The organism is Algorimicrobium bowmanii (genome assembly GCF_054031195.1).
The window spans coordinates 2,146,018-2,163,084 of sequence record NZ_CM132929.1; the positions used below are offsets into that span (position 1 = coordinate 2,146,018).

Consider the following 17,067-nt stretch of genomic DNA (forward strand, 5'->3'; position numbering starts at 1 on the left):
ATTTAACAAATATTATGACAGAAAATAAAACTGAATTATTAGCGCGTATAAACTCTTGGTTAACGCCTACTTTTGATACAGATACACAAAATTATATATCTAATTTATTAAAGACAAACCCAGACGAATTACAGGAGGCTTTTTACAAGGATCTTGAGTTTGGAACCGGTGGTATGCGCGGTGTCATGGGAGTTGGTACTAACCGTATTAACAAATACACACTAGGAAAAAACACACAAGGACTTAGTAATTACCTAAAACAAAGCTTTCCTAACGAAACTATTAAAGTTGCTATTGCTTTTGATTGCCGCCATAACAGTAAATCATTAGCTAAGGTCGTTGCAGATGTGTTTTCAGCAAACAATATTGAGGTGTTCTTATTTGAAGATTTACGACCAACACCCGAATTATCATTTGCACTAAAGCACTTAAATTGTCATTGCGGAATTGTTTTAACCGCTTCACATAACCCACCAGAATACAATGGATATAAGGTATATTGGCAAGATGGCGGACAATTAGTTCCACCGCAAGATGCAGAAATTATAGCAGAAATTAATAGCCTTGAGTATGCTGAAATAAACTTTGAAGCTAAAGAAAACTTAATCCAATACATTGGAAAAGAAATTGATGATGTGTTTATCAACGCCTCAATAAAAAATGGCAGTTTTAATACAGATCAAGCAGCCAAAAATGATTTAAAAATAGTTTTCACATCCTTACACGGAACTTCAATAACAATTATTCCTGAAACGTTAAAACGTGCTGGGTATACTAATGTACATATTGTAGAGGAACAGGCAGAACCAAATGGCGATTTCCCTACCGTTAAATCTCCTAACCCTGAAGAGCCTGCTGCCTTGAAAATGGCTTTAGATTTAGCCGAAAAAACTCAAGCAGATATTGTTATTGGTACCGATCCGGATAGCGACCGAATTGGTATTGCTGTTCGTGACTTAGACAACAACATGATTTTATTAAATGGAAACCAATCTATGGCAATCATGACGGGCTTCCTTTTAGATCAATGGCAAAACTCAGGAAAACTAACAGGTAAAGAGTTTATTGGATCTACAATTGTTTCTACACCTATGATGCAGAATATAGCCGCTGCTTATAATGTAGAATGTAAAATAGGTTTAACTGGGTTTAAGTGGATTGCTAAAATGATTAAAGATTTTCCTGAGCTAAACTTTGTTGGTGGTGGAGAAGAAAGCTTTGGCTTTATGGTTGGTGATTTTGTACGTGATAAAGATGCGGTTACAGCTTCTTTATTAGCTTGTGAAATTGCAGCTCAAACAAAATCTAAAGGCAGTTCTCTTTACGAAACTTTAATAAGCATGTACACAAAACATGGTTTTTATAAAGAACGCCTGATTTCTATTACTAAAAAAGGTATTGAAGGTGCTCAAGAAATCAAACAAATGATGTTTGATGCTCGTGAAAAACCACTAGAAATGGTAAACGGCTCTAAAGTTGTTAAAATTGAGGATTACCGCTTATCGCAATCTAGAAATGTAGAAAAAGGCCATATAGAACATATAGATGTACCGAAATCTAATGTTCTTATCTACTACACGGAGGATGGTAGTAAAATAGCACTGCGTCCAAGTGGAACCGAGCCTAAAATTAAATTCTATATAAGTGTTAATACAACTCTAGACAATGTGTCAGCGTTTCAAGCAACGGAACAAATGTTGGAAGACCGAATAGATACAATTATAAAAGACCTAAATCTGTAATGGATTATTTAAAAAAACTCTCCCGATTTATTGTTCCATATAAGAAATATGCCTTTTTAAACATATTTTTTAACGTACTCTATGCTTTATTTGGAACACTTTCCTTTGTTTCATTAATGCCCATGCTAAAGGTGTTACTTAAAACAGCGGAACCAATTTCTATTAAACCTAACAGTAATGATTACAATGGTATTTTTGAATTTAGCACTTACTTGCAAGACTACCTGAACTACTTTATTACTCAAAAAATAGAGCAAGACGGACAATATTCGGTACTTATTTTAATGATTTGTGTTGTACTTGCTACATTTTTATTAAAAAATGCTGCGGGTTATTTTTCTAATTTCTTTTTAGCTTATTTACGAAACGGGATTTTAAAGGATATTAGAAATGAACTCTACCGTAAGACTATCGAGCTTCCTATCTCCTACTTCTCAGAAAAGAAAAAAGGAGATATTATTGCGCGTATATCTGGAGATGTTAACGAAATTCAAAATTCACTTTTAGCTATTTTAGAACTATTAGTTAGAGAGCCCCTAACCATTGTATTTACTATTGTGGTAATGTTTACTATTAGTGTAAAACTGACCATATTTGTATTTGTTTTTATTCCTTTTTCAGGATTAATAATCTCTCGTGTTGGTAAAAGTTTAAAAAAGCACTCGCAACGAGTACAAGAGGAAAACGGCGCATTTCTTTCTGTTTTAGATGAAACATTAAATGGCCTAAAAGTTATTAAAGGTTATAATGCGGAGTCTAAATTTAATAATACATTCCAAAATTCAACATCGCGTTTATATAAGTTTGCTAATGATTTAGCACATCGTCAAAACTTGGCATCTCCTACCTCTGAATTTCTAGGTATTGTAGTAATTGCCGTTATTTTATTATATGGTGGCCGTATGGTTTTAGTAGACCAATTGTTATCTCCTGATGAATTTATCACCTACATGGCTTTAGCTTATAATATTTTAACACCTGCAAAAGCTATTAGTAAAGCCAGTTACAAAGTGAAATCTGGTAATGCTTCTGCTGATCGTGTTTTAGCTATTTTAGAAACTACATCAGATTTAAAAGATAGCCCTAACGCTTTAGTTAAAGAATCATTCACATCAAACATAGCACTCAACAATGTATCTTTTAAATATGCTGATGATTTGGTCCTTAAAAACTTTAGCCTAACAGTACCTAAAGGTCAAAGTGTTGCTCTTGTTGGGCAATCAGGATCAGGAAAAAGTACGATTGCTAATCTTGTTACACGTTTTTATGATGTTACAGAAGGTTCAATAACTATTGATAACCAAGATATAAAAGACCTTACAAAACATTCGCTCCGTGATTTAATGGGCTTAGTTACACAAGATTCCATATTGTTTAACGACACTGTAAAAAATAACATTCTATTAGGGAATCAAACGGCTTCAGACAGCCAAATTATTGAAGCCTTAAAAATAGCTAACGCTTGGGAGTTTGTAGAGGCACTTCCTCAAGGTATAGATACTAATATTGGAGATTCAGGTAATAAGCTTTCTGGAGGACAAAAACAGCGATTAAGTATTGCTAGAGCTGTTCTTAAAAATCCACCAATTATGATTTTGGATGAAGCTACTTCGGCTTTAGATACAGAAAGTGAACGCTTAGTTCAGGACGCGCTTGAGAACATGATGAAAAACAGAACATCTATCGTTATTGCGCATCGCTTATCTACCATTCAGAATGCTAATCTTATTGTGGTTATGCAGCATGGTAAAATAGTTGAACAAGGTACGCATGCCGAGTTATTAGCTAAAAAAGGCACATACCGTAAACTTGTAGAGATGCAGAGTTTCGAATAACTATCCAGCATGTTTTTTGTTCTATTTTAAACCTTTTCAATATTAAGAAGTCTAAATATAAAATCGATTTGTGAATAACGAAACCCAATTAGTAACCGATTTACAGACTGAAGGCAAGCGAGAGCATGCTTTTAATGAGTTGGTAGCGCAATATAAAGAGCGCTTATATTGGCATATTCGACATATTGTAAAAACGCATGAAGACGCAGATGATGTACTGCAAAACACCTTTATAAAAGTTTATAGAAATATAAATAAGTTTAAAGGAGATAGTAAACTGTACTCATGGATGTATCGTATAGCAAGTAATGAAGCAATAACCTTTATCAATAAACGAGCAAAACAAATGCAAGTTACCAATGAAGAGGTCCAAGACTTGGCCATTGCTAACTTAAAAGCTGATGTTCATTTTGAAGGTGATGATATTCAAATTAAATTACAACAAGCTATCGCTACATTACCAGAAAAACAGCAACTAGTTTTTAATATGAAATATTTTCAGGATTTAAAATATAAAGACATGGCAGATATTTTAAAAACTAGTGAAGGTGCATTAAAATCATCTTACCATATTGCTGTAAAAAAAGTAGAAGCATTTCTTTTAAACAATTAAACCTTTTTAAGAAACTGAAGTCCAAAAAGTATGAATAGCAACGAATTAAAGAACATAAAACAGTCCGGATTTAAAACCCCTGATAATTATTTTCAGAATTTTGAAGATAATCTGTTAAGCGAAATAGCCATTCAAGAGCAATGTGACTCTGCAGGCTTTAAAGTTCCTGATAATTATTTTGAGAACTTTAATGTTTCAACTAAAAACTTGACTCCTCAAGAAAATTCTAGTAGCAAAGTTATACCTTTATTTGCGAAAAAATCATGGTTATATGCTGCTAGTATTGCTGCCATTGCTATATTAGTTTTTACTTTACCAGACTTTAATCAACCTGTAAATTTTTCAACTTTAGATAACGATAGTATTGAAAATTATATTCTTGCTAACGACTATGAAGCCACAGAATTTAATAATTTAATTACCGATCCTGCTGCTTTTGAAAACACAATTTATAATGAAGCTTTAAGTGACACGTCATTAGAAAATTATATGTATAACAATTCTGAATTAGAAGACCTTCATTCATATTAAAACAAATACCCATGAAGCAAAATATATTAATAATAGTAACCCTACTTATGTGTACTGTTGGTTTTGCACAAAACCGCAAAGAACAACATGAAAAAATTAAAATACTAAAAGTAGCCTATATAACAGAAAAACTTGACCTTTCGCAAAAGGAAGCTCAGAACTTCTGGCCTTTATATAATGATTTTGAAACTAGTTCCGATGCCATAAGAGATGCAAGTTCGGATAAACGAAAGTCTATTGATATAAATACAATAACGGAAAGTGAAGCTAAAAAGCTAATTTCTGAAATGACAGAGCTTTCTAATAAAAGACATGTATTATTTCAAAAATACATGAACGATCTACAAAAGGTACTTTCGGCTAAAAAAATTATTCTTCTCAAGAAAACAGAAGAAGACTTTAAACGTAAAATGTTTGAAGAATATAAAAACCGTCACGGTAAACCAAATAAAAATACACCCTAAAAAAAAGAGCAGTCAAATTGACTGCTCTTTTTTTTATCTATTAAATTTCAACTTACTTACGCCTCCTGAACCTGCAGCATAAGCTATACTATCATTTAAAAACCGAATTGTATAATAGCTCTCATCACTAAAATGCGTCCAGGTACTGCCATTATCATTAGAATAGTCTACACCTTCAAACCCTACAGCTACTAAACCTCTACCGTCACTATTAGGCACATATTGCACACAACTTCTGTAACCTGGATTTTGATTTACCGCAACTAAGCTCCATGTTTTCCCGCCATCAGTTGTGCGCATTTTATTCGCCACATTAACATCAGGATCAGTATAATCGCCTCCAATAGCAAAACCATTTGCCTCATTATAAAAGTCTACAGAATAAATACCCGTAGTTTCTTTTCCTTGAATAATAGGTGTTTCAACTACCTCCCAAGTATGCCCTTTGTCTGCTGTATATAAAATTGAACTCACCATCCCTCCTGTAGCTACCCACGCATGGTTACCTTTAACAACAATATTGGTATTACTAGCAGCAAAAGCAGCAGCACCATAAGTTTTACTTGGCAAGTTTTTACAAGGTATTTTCTCCCATGATTCACCCGCATTTCTCGTAATTAAAATACTTAAACAATCCGATGTAGCATCTCCTATAGCTATACCTTCTTCTCTATTCCAAAAAGTCATAGCATCATAAAAAACCTTATCATGAACTTCTTTATAAACAACCTTCATATCCCCTGTATTGGTTGTTTTAAAAAGTAATGCAGGATTACCCACATTTAGCATGAAAAAATCTTCTGAGTTATTACTAATTGCTCGAAACTCGAGTTCTAAAGAATCATGCTCTATTTTAGAAATTTGCCACGTATCTGTTGCCATATTATACAATCCATACGTGTTATTATTGGCAGCAAAAGCTAAACTTTTGGAGTCCAGAATTTCCAAAGCACGAATACTTAATGTTGAATCATTAAGCACAGCTTGCTCTGAAACAGATACAAAAGGATTTATTAAAGTTTCATTTTCTGTTTTACATCCCAAAAAACAACTTACTATAAGCAAAAAGCTAAGGTATTTCATATTCATATATTTTCTATAAAAGTAGAAAAGGTAAACGATTTTTTTGATTAACACTTAAAGAAATAAACTTTATGTACCTTTGCATGCTAATAAATTAAAAAACAAGCGTGCTTTTTTACATATACCATGTAAAACGGTATGCTTTACACTTACAGAGAATGCGATTACATAGAAACTTATGTTTTGCCGTTATAGACGGGCTAACACTTATATTTAACGAAGGCTTATATGCCGATAAAGTTATTCAGCAGTTATTAAAACGTGACAAACGTTGGGGAAGCCGAGACAGAGGCTTTGTAGCCGAAACCACTTACGATATGGTAAGGTGGAAGCGATTGTATGCTGAAATAGCAGAAGTTAAAGAACCTTTTAGCCGAGAAGATTTATGGCGAATGTTTGCTGTATGGGCGACTTTAAAAGGTATTAAACTTCCTGATTGGAAATATTTTGAAAACACACCAACTCGTAAAATTAAAGGCCGTTTTGATGAACTTTCTAAAATTAGAAAATTCAAAGAATCTATCCCTGACTGGATGGATGAATTATGTGCTAAAGAGTTAGGTGAATCTGTATGGACAAAAGAAATTGCAGCATTAAATAATCAAGCTGACGTTATCCTACGTGTTAATACCTTAAAAACAACCAAAGAAAAACTTCAGGCCGAACTTTTTGATTTAGATATTGAAACGGAGTTTATTAAAAACTACCCAAGCGCATTAAAACTTAAAGAACGTGCCAATGTATTTACTACAGAAGCATTTAAAAACGGTCACTTTGAAGTTCAAGATGCAGCATCACAAATGGTTGCCGAATTCCTTAATGTAAAACCTGGAATGCGTGTTGTTGACACTTGTGCTGGTGCTGGAGGGAAAACATTACACCTAGCCTCCTTAATGGAGAATAAAGGGCAAATTATAGCTCTTGATATTTATGCAAATAAACTTCATGAGTTAAAACGTCGTGCAAAAAGAAACGGAGCTCACAATATAGAACAAAGACATATCGAGTCTACTAAAGTTATCAAAAAACTATACAACTCGGCTGATCGTGTCTTAATTGACGCACCATGTTCTGGCTTAGGAGTTTTACGTAGAAATCCAGATGCTAAATGGAAATTAGAACCTGAATTTTTAGATAAAATTAAAGCCACACAACAAGATATTTTACAAACATATTCACGTATGGTTAAATCTGGAGGACAATTAGTTTATGCTACCTGCTCAGTATTACCATCTGAAAATCAAAATCAAGTAGAAACATTCTTAAAATCTGAATTTGGTCAAGATTTCACCTTAGTTGAAGACAAAAAAGTTCTTGCTTCTAAATATGGTTTTGATGGGTTTTATATGGCGTTACTTCAAAAGAAATAAAAATACTAGCATGAAAAAAATTTACTCCCTACTAATTTTATTTGTTACAAGCACAGCTTTTGCTCAAATACCTGCCAACTACTATAGTACAGCAACAGGAACCGGATACACTTTAAAAACACAATTAAAGCGTATTATTGATAGTAATGATGATGGGTTAAGCCCTGAATACCTTCATAACGATCAAGGCTATGATGCTATGGATGGGTTTATAGCTAATTATGATCTTGATAACTATTATGAAGCAAATAGTAATACTATTTTAGACCCCTATTCTGAAAATCCAACTGGAACAGATCCGTACGCGTATACACCAGTTGCAAATGAATGTGGAAATTATAATTCTGAAGGCGATTGCTATAACAAAGAACACGTTATTCCTCAATCTGTCTTTAATCAAGCAACACCTATGCGAAGTGATGCACATGAATTATTACCTACCGATGGCCGTGTAAACGGGTTTAGAAGTAATTATCCATTTGGTGTTGTTGACAACTCTAGTTTAGTTAACCAGTCTGGTATTAGTAATCCAACACAAAATGGCTCTAAGTTAGGTGCCAACCTAAATAGTGGCTATTCTGCAGGTTACACGGGTACTGTATTTGAACCAATAGATGAATTTAAAGGTGATATAGCACGTATACATTTTTATTTTGCTACAAGATATGAAGACCGCATTGCCTCATGGGGGAGTTATGCTATGTTTAATGGAACTTCAGATGAAGTTTTCGATCCTGCGTTCTTAAGTATTTTATTACAATGGCATGCTATGGATCCTGTGTCTCAAAAAGAAATAGATAGAAATAATAACATTTTCAATAACCACCAGTCTAATAGAAATCCGTTTATCGACCACCCTGAGTATGTTAATGCTATTTGGAGTGCTACAATAGATGATGAAGCACCTTCAGCACCTACTAATTTAGTAGCAACAAACCCTACAAGCAGTTCCATAGATTTAAGTTGGACAGCGGCAACGGATAATGTTGGTGTTACAACATATGATATTTATGTAGACGGTGTTAATAGTTATAATACTACAGCAACATCATATACCGTAGCTGGTTTAACTGCGGAAACAAACTATTGCTTTTTAATTATAGCAAAAGATGCCGCAGAAAATGTTTCTGATTTTAGTAACGAAGCCTGTGAAACGACTTTAGAAAATGGTACCCCAGGTGGTGGCGACTGTGCTTCAGAGTCATTCACGAACATTGGGGCTGGCTCATCACAGTATAGCGATTTCTCATGGACAGGCGATAACGGTGTGCTTTGGTCAGCAACTGAAGCCCGCACAGATCAAACAATAAATAGCGACACCGCATTAACTATTGATGTACGAGAAGATAATTACGGCTCATTAACATCTGCTACAGTTTCTGGAGGTATCGGTAGTTTAACCATTACTACACAACAAAAATTTTCTGGTAGCGCAGGTTCTTTAAATGTATTTGTAAATAATGCTTCTATAGGAACAATACCTTATGATGTTGATCCTATAACCACTACTATTCCTAATATTAATTTAGAAGGAAATGTTGTTGTCGTTATTTCAGAAGAAGACCCAACATCCGGAGCACGTGTTGCTTTAGATAACTTATCATGGACGTGTTATACAAACTTGAGTACTGATGAATTTAATCTTTCTGAAGTAACAATTTACCCAAATCCAGTAAAAAACGTTTTAAACATAAACTTTCCGAATGCTAACGAAACCCGAATTAGTATTTATAATGTTCTTGGTAAAAAAGTAATTTCAAAAGAATTCTCTAAATCTACCGGCACAATTAATACTGAAAAATTAAGTAACGGTATCTATATAATTAGGATTCAACAAGGACCTAATACACTAAGTAAAAAGCTTATAAAACGATAATTTTAAAAAGCGGCTGTAATCAGTCGCTTTTTTTTTGGTTAATAACAGCGTGAATAACTCATAATTTTTCAACTATTTAAATAGTATTTATTACGTTGAAAAAAAGTAAATTTGCATTTTTTAAACACAACTATAACTCTAACATAATGATTCACTTCTTCGGAAACCAAAACAGTAAAATATTTGCTGTTCAAGCAACAAAAGAATTATCAACTGAAACCACTTCAAAATTAGTGTGGTTATTTGGCAACCAGCCAAAGATAGAACAAGCATCACTAGATGCTTTTTTTGTTGGGCCTCGTGCAGCAATGATAACGCCTTGGAGTACCAATGCCGTTGAAATTACTCAAAACATGGGAATTCTTGATATTATTCGTATCGAAGAATTTACAGCTATCTCAGAAGATTTTTCAGATTTCGACCCAATGATTTCTCAAAAGTATAATGGCTTAGACCAAGATTCTTTTTCAATTGATATAAACCCTGAAGCTATTTTAAATATTGACGATATAGCTGCTTACAATCAAAAAGAAGGTTTAGCTCTTAACGACGAAGAAATTGCATACTTAGAAAACGTTTCTGAAAAAATTGGCCGTCCCTTAACCGATTCGGAAGTTTTTGGTTTTTCTCAAGTAAATTCAGAACACTGTCGTCACAAAATATTCAATGGTACTTTTGTCATTGATGGAGAGGAAAAACCGGTATCGTTATTTAAAATGATTCGTGAAACATCTAACAAGAATCCAAATGATATTGTTTCGGCTTATAAAGATAATGTGGCTTTCATTAAAGGCCCTGTTGTAAAACAGTTTGCTCCTAAAACAGCTGATAAGCCTGATTATTACCAAACACAAGATTTTGAATCTGTTATTTCATTAAAAGCAGAAACACATAACTTCCCTACTACTGTAGAGCCTTTTAATGGTGCAGCTACAGGTTCTGGAGGAGAAATTCGCGACAGACTTGCAGGCGGGAAAGGCTCATTACCATTGGCAGGAACAGCGGTATATATGACATCTTATTCCCGTTTAGAAGAAAACCGTCCGTGGGAACAAAAAACAGATGCGCGTCCTTGGTTATACCAAACACCAATGGATATTTTAATAAAAGCTAGTAATGGTGCATCGGACTTTGGAAACAAATTTGGACAACCATTAATCACAGGATCTGTATTAACATTTGAACATAACGAAAACGCTTCTTCAAGCGAAGCTTCTGCTAGAAAATTAGGTTACGATAAAGTAATTATGCAAGCTGGTGGTATTGGTTATGGTAAAGCAGATCAAGCATTAAAGGACACACCTAAAGAAGGTGACAAAATAGTTATTCTTGGTGGTGAAAACTACCGAATAGGTATGGGTGGTGCTGCTGTTTCTTCAGCTGATACTGGCGAATTTGAATCTGGAATTGAGTTAAATGCCGTACAACGATCCAATCCAGAAATGCAAAAACGTGCTGCCAATGCAGTAAGAGGCATGGTAGAAAGTGACGATAACTTTATTGTTTCTATTCATGATCACGGTGCAGGTGGACACTTAAATTGCTTATCTGAGCTCGTAGAAGATACAGGTGGTAAAATTGATTTAGATGCATTACCGGTAGGTGACCCTACTCTATCTGCTAAAGAGATTATCGGTAACGAATCTCAAGAACGAATGGGACTTGTTATCTCTGACAAACATATTGATACGCTTCAAAAAATTGCTGAACGTGAACGTTCTCCAATGTATACTGTTGGTGATGTAACTGGTGATCATCGTTTTACTTTTCAATCTGAAACCAAAGGCGACAAGCCAATGGATTTAGCACTTGAAGATATGTTTGGTAGTTCTCCTAAAACCATCCTAACAGATAAAACGGTTGCTAGAAAATATAAAAACCCACGATATAAAACTAAAAACTTAAAAATATATCTCGAGCAAGTTTTACAGTTAGAAGCTGTAGCTTGTAAAGACTGGTTAACAAACAAAGTAGACCGTTGTGTTGGTGGTAAAGTAGCCAAACAACAGTGTGTAGGACCTTTACAAATTCCATTAAATAATGTAGGCGTTATGGCTCTAGATTATAATGGTAAAGAAGGTATTGCAACATCAATAGGACATGCTCCTATTTCTGCTTTAATCCATCCAGATGCAGGGAGTAGAAATGCTATTACAGAATCGCTTACTAACATCGTTTGGGCGCCTTTAAAAGACAATTTAAAAAGTGTCTCTTTGTCAGCAAACTGGATGTGGCCTTGTAAAAATGAAGGCGAAGATGCGCGTTTATACAAAGCTGTTCAAGCCGTTTCTGAATTTGCTATAGATTTAGGAATTAATGTTCCTACTGGAAAGGATTCCCTTTCTATGAAGCAGAAATATCCAAATGAAGATGTTGTAGCTCCTGGTACAGTTATTATTTCAGCTGCTGCCAATTGTAATGAAATAACAAAAGTAGTAGAACCTCTTTTACATGCTAAAGGTGGAAACATTTACTACATTAACATGTCTCAAGACAACTTTAAATTAGGTGGTAGTAGTTTTTATCAAGCGTTAAACGCTATTGGGAAAGAAACGCCAGATGTAACCGATGCTAACTTTGTAAAAAATGCCTTTAATACAATTCAAGAATTAATTAAAGCCGATAAGATTCAAGCTGGTCATGATGTCGCTTCAGGTGGATTAATTACTACATTATTAGAGCTTTGTTTTGCTGATGTAAATACAGGTGCTGATATTGACCTTTCAACTTTAAATGAAGAAGATTCAATAAAAGTATTGTTTGCAGAAAATTCAGGCCTTGTATTTCAAGCTGATAATTCTGTAGAGACAATTCTTACAGATAACAATGTAGCATTTTTCAATATCGGAACAGCTAATAATTCAGGAACGGTAACCATTAAAAATCAAGATGACAATTTCACGTTTGATGTTACCGAAATGAGAGATGTTTGGTATAAAACATCCTATTTATTAGACCAAAAGCAAACGGCTAATAATTTAGCTAAAACACGTTATAACAATTACAAAAACCAACCACTAACTTATACTTTCCCTGAAAGTTTTACAGGAAAACTTCCAAAAATAGATGCTAGCAAGCCAAGGCCAAAAGCAGCTATTATACGTGAAAAAGGTTCTAATTCGGAACGTGAAATGGCAAACGCTATGTATTTAGCAGGGTTTGACGTTAAAGATGTACATATGACAGATTTAATCTCTGGGCGTGAAACGCTTGAAGATATTCAGTTTATAGGTGCTGTCGGTGGATTTAGTAACTCCGATGTTTTAGGTTCTGCTAAAGGTTGGGCTGGTGCATTTTTATATAACGATAAAGCAAATACAGCTTTAAAGAACTTCTTCAAACGTGAAGACACGTTATCTGTCGGTATTTGTAATGGTTGCCAATTATGGATGGAGTTAGAATTAATTAACCCAGAACATGATGTTCATGGAAAAATGATTCATAACGATTCTCAAAAGCACGAAAGTTCATTTACATCAGTGAAAATTCAAGAAAACAATTCGGTTATGCTATCATCATTAGCAGGTACAGAATTAGGCGTTTGGATATCTCATGGAGAAGGTAAGTTTAATTTACCAAAAGAAGAAAACCAATATAATATTGTAGCTAAATACGGTTATGAAGGCTATCCTAATAACCCAAATGGCTCCGACTTTAACACTGCAATGATGTGTGATGCTTCAGGTAGACACTTAGTTACGATGCCGCATATTGAGCGATCAACATTTCAGTGGAATTGGGCAAATTACCCTAATGACAGACAAGATGATGTGTCACCCTGGTTAGAAGCTTTTGTTAATGCTAGACAATGGATAGAAACTAAAAACTAATATTATAGTTAATCATAAAAAAAGGACTCTATGAGTCCTTTTTTTTATATCCATATTTTAAAATATGTAATTATTTCTGAGTTTTCGAATTCGATTTTTTCTGTTTCTTCAGTAATAATAAACCATTACTAAATCGGCCTGATTTCCGAATTATAGGAATTCCTAAAGTCACTAATAAAGCAATACAGGCGGCTGAACCTAAACCACCACCAAAACCATTAAAATAGCTACTCGTATTTAAGAATATAATTGTAAATATAGCTCCCGAAACACCTATTAACAGGTAATTAGACAATACCTTAGATGAAACCATACCTATAAAAGAAGCTCCAAAACAAACCAAGGGCACATTTTTAGTGAAATATTCGGGCATTAAGTCAGGAAACAACCATACAAACCCACCTACTAGTACACCTATTAAAGCAGATGCTCTAACTGGACCTTGTTTTAACGGCACATGTAAAACAAAGGTTAATACAGCAGATAGTCCGCCAAGTACAATAAGAATGAAATGCTCTAAAACCATTGAGAAATTATAAAAGTGATAAAAAATGTCAGGACAACACCACCAAAAGCCAGTGTTCCCAACTTACCTCCTACGCCTTGAAAAGCATCCTTAGTTCCAACTAAAAGCAAACCCGTAAACATACTAGCTATAGATATAAATATATAATCTGGTGCAATATTTATATTAGTCATACCCACGAAGGCTCCACAATAAACAGCCGTAGGCATACCTTTTATAAAAGCATTGTTTTTAAAAAAATTAGGAATAAAACTGGACAGGAATCCAACTAAACCAGCTGCTAAAACATTACTCAAACCTAACGACGCTGATAACAAATATGTTAGAATAGCACCAAAAAAAACAAAAGCTATGGTCAACACATGTTCAAACGTGTGATTTTCAGAACTTAACGATGTTTTTTTATAGGTAATTAATAACAGTAGAATAGATAAAATAATAAAACAGGTTACAAAAATATTATTCTGTTTTTCATATAAAATAGCCCCTAAAAAACCTAAGTGGCAAAGAATTATTAGGAGAAAAGAAAGTTGTTTTACCTGCTTTTTTAGCATATTACTTTTATAATATTCGTCAAAAATACATAAATATAATGGCAAGAATATCAAACAAACCTTTTTTAATAAATTAGGATTTATAGCTGTTTAAATATTCATATTTGACAGATAACTTGGTAATTTTCTGATATAATAGTAATGTATAGAAAAGCAAAAACCCTTAAAAAAATACTATTCACTGAAAGTAATCAATTATTAATCAGTGGTCTTAACTCTAAAAATAGTCTTTTTTAACACCAATATTTTAATATCAGTTTTTTTTCATAATTTGCAAGTCTACAAACTTCATATACAAATGACTCAAATTACCAGGATTTTTGATTTCCCATATTATCAATTAGAAACTTATAATTTAGATAAAACATTTACATCTAAATATAATGGGAAATGGGAATCTATTTCCTCACAAGAATACGTAGACCAATCCAATACTATTAGTCGTGGTTTATTACGATTAGGAGTAAAACCTAACGATAAAATAGCTGTAATATCCACTACTAATAGGACTGAATGGAATATTATGGATATCGGCATATTGCAGACTGGTGCACAAAATGTTCCTATCTACCCTACTATTGCTAAAGAAGATTATGAATATATTTTAAACCATTCCGAAGCAACATATTGTTTTGTATCAGACACTAGTATTTTAGAAAAACTTAATGCCGTAAAAGGGCAAACTAAACTAAAAGCAGTCTATACATTTGATGACATCCCTGGAGAAAACAGTTGGAAAGATATTCTTAAATTAGGGGAAGATACAAGCAATCAAGGCGACGTTGAAGCTCGTAAAAATGCGGTAACAACAGACGACTTAGCAACTTTAATATATACCTCTGGAACAACAGGAAAACCTAAAGGTGTTATGCTTTCGCATAAAAACCTCGTATCAAATGTTTTAGATAGTGAAAAACGGGTTCCATTTGACTATGGAAAATCTAAATCTCTTAGTTTTCTACCCGTTTGCCATGTTTTTGAGCGCATGATTCTTTACTTATACCAATATTGTGGTGTCGAAATCTATTTTGCCGAGTCTATTGATAAAATGAGCGACAACCTTAAAGAAATTAAGCCACATGTTATGACAGCTGTTCCAAGGCTGTATGAAAAAGTATTCGATAAAATTGTAGCAAAAGGTAGCGAGCTAACAGGAATAAAAAAAGGATTATTCTTTTGGGCTGTAAATTTAGGTTTGAGATACGAACCTTATGGCGCAAACGGTTGGTGGTATGAAACGCAACTTAAACTAGCAAGGAAACTTATTTTCAGTAAGTGGAAAGAAGGTCTAGGTGGTCAATTAGATCTTATGGTATCAGGTAGTGCAGCATTACAACCTCGACTAACACGTGTTTTTGCAGCTGCCGAAATGCCTATTATGGAAGGTTATGGTCTTACAGAAACCTCTCCTGTAATTTCAGTTAACGACCAACGAAATGGTGGTTTTAAAGTAGGTACTGTAGGTCGTGTTATTGATAATGTAGAAGTGAAAATTGCTAACGATGGCGAAATATTAGTTAAAGGCCCCAACACCATGTTAGGCTATTATAAAGATCCAGAGAAAACCAATGAAGTACTTGTAGATAATTACTTCCATACCGGTGATATTGGAGAAATAGATAAAGAAGGCTTTTTAAAAATTACCGATAGAAAAAAAGAAATGTTTAAAACATCAGGAGGCAAATATGTAGCCCCTGCTCTTTTAGAAAACCAATTTAAACAATCGCGATTTATTGAGCAGATTATGGTGATTGGTGAAGGCGAAAAAATGCCTGCAGCTTTAGTACAAATAAATTATGAGTTTGTTGAAGAATGGGCAAAAAGACATAATATCTCGTTTCAATCAAAATTAGATATGTGCTCAAACGCTCAACTACAAGAGCGCATTCAAGAAGAAATTGATGAAGCCAATCAAAAATTTGGTCATTGGGAACAAATCAAACGCTTTGAAATTACACCAAATCCTTGGACAATTGAGGATGGTCACCTAACTCCTACCATGAAAATGAAGCGTAAGGTTATAAAAGAAATTTACAAAGACCTCATCGAAAAAATATACCGCCCTTAAAAAAATCAACTCCTATACTAAATAGGAGTTTTTTTTTACCCTTCAGTTTATAAAATTTAACAAATTTATTATGCGTGCATAGTAAATTTTTATTATATTTGGGAACCGAACACATAAATATGAAGGATAAAACGATCGATTATATATTTAGGACCACATGGTTGGCCATTAATAAAATGTATAATGAAGAAGCTGCAAAGTTTGAAACTAGTATGTCTACTGGATTTGCATTATTAAGTATCGACCCAGAACTTGGTACTGCATCAACATCACTAGGACCTAAAATGGGAATGGAGGCCACTAGCCTATCTCGTACATTAAAAACTATGCAAGAAAAAGGATTAATTGAACGCAAACCAAATCCTGAAGATGGTCGTGGTGTTATTATTCACCTTACTGAGTTTGGACGGGAAAAACGAGAATATTCAAAAGAAAAAGTATTGACTTTCAATGAAGCCATTCGCGCTAATGTTTCAGATGAAAAATTAGAGAGCTTTTATGAAGTCGCTGAAATTATCAATAATATGATTTCCAATAAGAAAATTTATAATCAAAAAGAACACATATCAAAATAA

13 protein-coding genes are annotated in these 17,067 nt (G+C 33.9%); 10 read left to right on the plus strand and 3 right to left on the minus strand.

What is annotated here, in order from left to right; translation table 11 throughout:
- Window positions 1-14: 14 nt before the first annotated feature.
- The 5 genes from ACW5R3_RS09465 to ACW5R3_RS09485 all read left to right on the plus strand — a co-directional run bounded on the left by ACW5R3_RS09465 (window position 15) and on the right by ACW5R3_RS09485 (window position 5,185).
- The gene (locus tag ACW5R3_RS09465) at window positions 15-1,742 is read left to right on the plus strand and encodes a phospho-sugar mutase (RefSeq protein WP_456576769.1); all 1,728 of its coding nucleotides are present in this window, start codon (window positions 15-17) and stop codon (window positions 1,740-1,742) included.
- Window positions 1,742-3,577 (plus strand): ABC transporter ATP-binding protein, encoded by a 1,836-nt coding sequence (locus ACW5R3_RS09470; RefSeq protein ID WP_456576770.1) that lies wholly within the window; start codon window positions 1,742-1,744, stop codon window positions 3,575-3,577. The genes ACW5R3_RS09465 and ACW5R3_RS09470 overlap by 1 nt, the downstream gene beginning before the upstream one ends.
- A gap of 70 nt (window positions 3,578-3,647) precedes the next feature.
- A complete protein-coding gene (locus ACW5R3_RS09475) occupies window positions 3,648-4,190 on the plus strand; it encodes an RNA polymerase sigma factor (RefSeq protein ID WP_456576771.1) in 543 nt (180 codons plus the stop codon).
- Window positions 4,191-4,220: 30 nt separating this feature from the next.
- Entirely contained in the window at window positions 4,221-4,721 is a 501-nt protein-coding gene (locus ACW5R3_RS09480) for a hypothetical protein (protein ID WP_456576772.1), read from the plus strand.
- An 11-nt stretch (window positions 4,722-4,732) separates the two neighbouring features.
- Complete coding sequence (locus ACW5R3_RS09485; RefSeq protein WP_456576773.1) at window positions 4,733-5,185, plus strand: Spy/CpxP family protein refolding chaperone; 453 nt, start codon at window positions 4,733-4,735, stop codon at window positions 5,183-5,185.
- A gap of 33 nt (window positions 5,186-5,218) precedes the next feature.
- Here the strand turns inward: ACW5R3_RS09485 and ACW5R3_RS09490 are convergent, their stop codons facing one another.
- Complete coding sequence (locus tag ACW5R3_RS09490) at window positions 5,219-6,268, minus strand: WD40/YVTN/BNR-like repeat-containing protein (RefSeq protein WP_456576774.1); 1,050 nt, start codon at window positions 6,266-6,268, stop codon at window positions 5,219-5,221.
- Window positions 6,269-6,426: 158 nt separating this feature from the next.
- On the opposite strand from ACW5R3_RS09490, the gene ACW5R3_RS09495 reads away from it, so the two are divergent.
- From ACW5R3_RS09495 to purL, 3 genes are all read left to right on the plus strand, one after another.
- Window positions 6,427-7,638 (plus strand): RsmB/NOP family class I SAM-dependent RNA methyltransferase, encoded by a 1,212-nt coding sequence (locus tag ACW5R3_RS09495; RefSeq protein ID WP_456576775.1) that lies wholly within the window; start codon window positions 6,427-6,429, stop codon window positions 7,636-7,638.
- A 10-nt stretch (window positions 7,639-7,648) separates the two neighbouring features.
- Window positions 7,649-9,514 (plus strand): endonuclease, encoded by a 1,866-nt coding sequence (locus ACW5R3_RS09500; RefSeq protein WP_456576776.1) that lies wholly within the window; start codon window positions 7,649-7,651, stop codon window positions 9,512-9,514.
- Window positions 9,515-9,660: 146 nt separating this feature from the next.
- Window positions 9,661-13,344, plus strand: a complete 3,684-nt coding sequence (purL, locus tag ACW5R3_RS09505; protein ID WP_456576777.1) for a phosphoribosylformylglycinamidine synthase — start codon at window positions 9,661-9,663, stop codon at window positions 13,342-13,344.
- A 70-nt stretch (window positions 13,345-13,414) separates the two neighbouring features.
- On the opposite strand, the gene ACW5R3_RS09510 is transcribed toward purL, so the two are convergent.
- Window positions 13,415-13,870 (minus strand): hypothetical protein, encoded by a 456-nt coding sequence (locus ACW5R3_RS09510; protein WP_456576778.1) that lies wholly within the window; start codon window positions 13,868-13,870, stop codon window positions 13,415-13,417.
- Window positions 13,861-14,424: a hypothetical protein gene (locus ACW5R3_RS09515; RefSeq protein ID WP_456576779.1), complete on the minus strand. Its 564-nt coding sequence runs from the start codon at window positions 14,422-14,424 to the stop codon at window positions 13,861-13,863. Before ACW5R3_RS09515 ends, ACW5R3_RS09510 begins: the two co-directional genes overlap by 10 nt.
- 298 nt (window positions 14,425-14,722) lie before the next feature.
- On the opposite strand from ACW5R3_RS09515, the gene ACW5R3_RS09520 reads away from it, so the two are divergent.
- Together ACW5R3_RS09520 and ACW5R3_RS09525 are read left to right on the plus strand one after the other, a co-directional pair.
- Window positions 14,723-16,492: an AMP-dependent synthetase/ligase gene (locus ACW5R3_RS09520; protein ID WP_456576780.1), complete on the plus strand. Its 1,770-nt coding sequence runs from the start codon at window positions 14,723-14,725 to the stop codon at window positions 16,490-16,492.
- A gap of 119 nt (window positions 16,493-16,611) precedes the next feature.
- Window positions 16,612-17,067: a MarR family winged helix-turn-helix transcriptional regulator gene (locus tag ACW5R3_RS09525; RefSeq protein WP_456576781.1), complete on the plus strand. Its 456-nt coding sequence runs from the start codon at window positions 16,612-16,614 to the stop codon at window positions 17,065-17,067.

Coding starts and splice junctions, on each gene's coding strand:
- ACW5R3_RS09465 (WP_456576769.1), top strand. CDS start 15: ATGACAGAAAATAAAACTGAATTATTAGCGCGTATAAACTCTTGGTTA.
- ACW5R3_RS09470 (WP_456576770.1), top strand. CDS start 1,742: ATGGATTATTTAAAAAAACTCTCCCGATTTATTGTTCCATATAAGAAA.
- ACW5R3_RS09480 (WP_456576772.1), top strand. CDS start 4,221: ATGAATAGCAACGAATTAAAGAACATAAAACAGTCCGGATTTAAAACC.
- ACW5R3_RS09485 (WP_456576773.1), top strand. CDS start 4,733: ATGAAGCAAAATATATTAATAATAGTAACCCTACTTATGTGTACTGTT.
- ACW5R3_RS09490 (WP_456576774.1), bottom strand. CDS start 6,268: ATGAAATACCTTAGCTTTTTGCTTATAGTAAGTTGTTTTTTGGGATGT.
- ACW5R3_RS09495 (WP_456576775.1), top strand. CDS start 6,427: ATGCGATTACATAGAAACTTATGTTTTGCCGTTATAGACGGGCTAACA.
- ACW5R3_RS09500 (WP_456576776.1), top strand. CDS start 7,649: ATGAAAAAAATTTACTCCCTACTAATTTTATTTGTTACAAGCACAGCT.
- purL (WP_456576777.1), top strand. CDS start 9,661: ATGATTCACTTCTTCGGAAACCAAAACAGTAAAATATTTGCTGTTCAA.
- ACW5R3_RS09510 (WP_456576778.1), bottom strand. CDS start 13,870: ATGGTTTTAGAGCATTTCATTCTTATTGTACTTGGCGGACTATCTGCT.
- ACW5R3_RS09515 (WP_456576779.1), bottom strand. CDS start 14,424: ATGCTAAAAAAGCAGGTAAAACAACTTTCTTTTCTCCTAATAATTCTT.
- ACW5R3_RS09520 (WP_456576780.1), top strand. CDS start 14,723: ATGACTCAAATTACCAGGATTTTTGATTTCCCATATTATCAATTAGAA.
- ACW5R3_RS09525 (WP_456576781.1), top strand. CDS start 16,612: ATGAAGGATAAAACGATCGATTATATATTTAGGACCACATGGTTGGCC.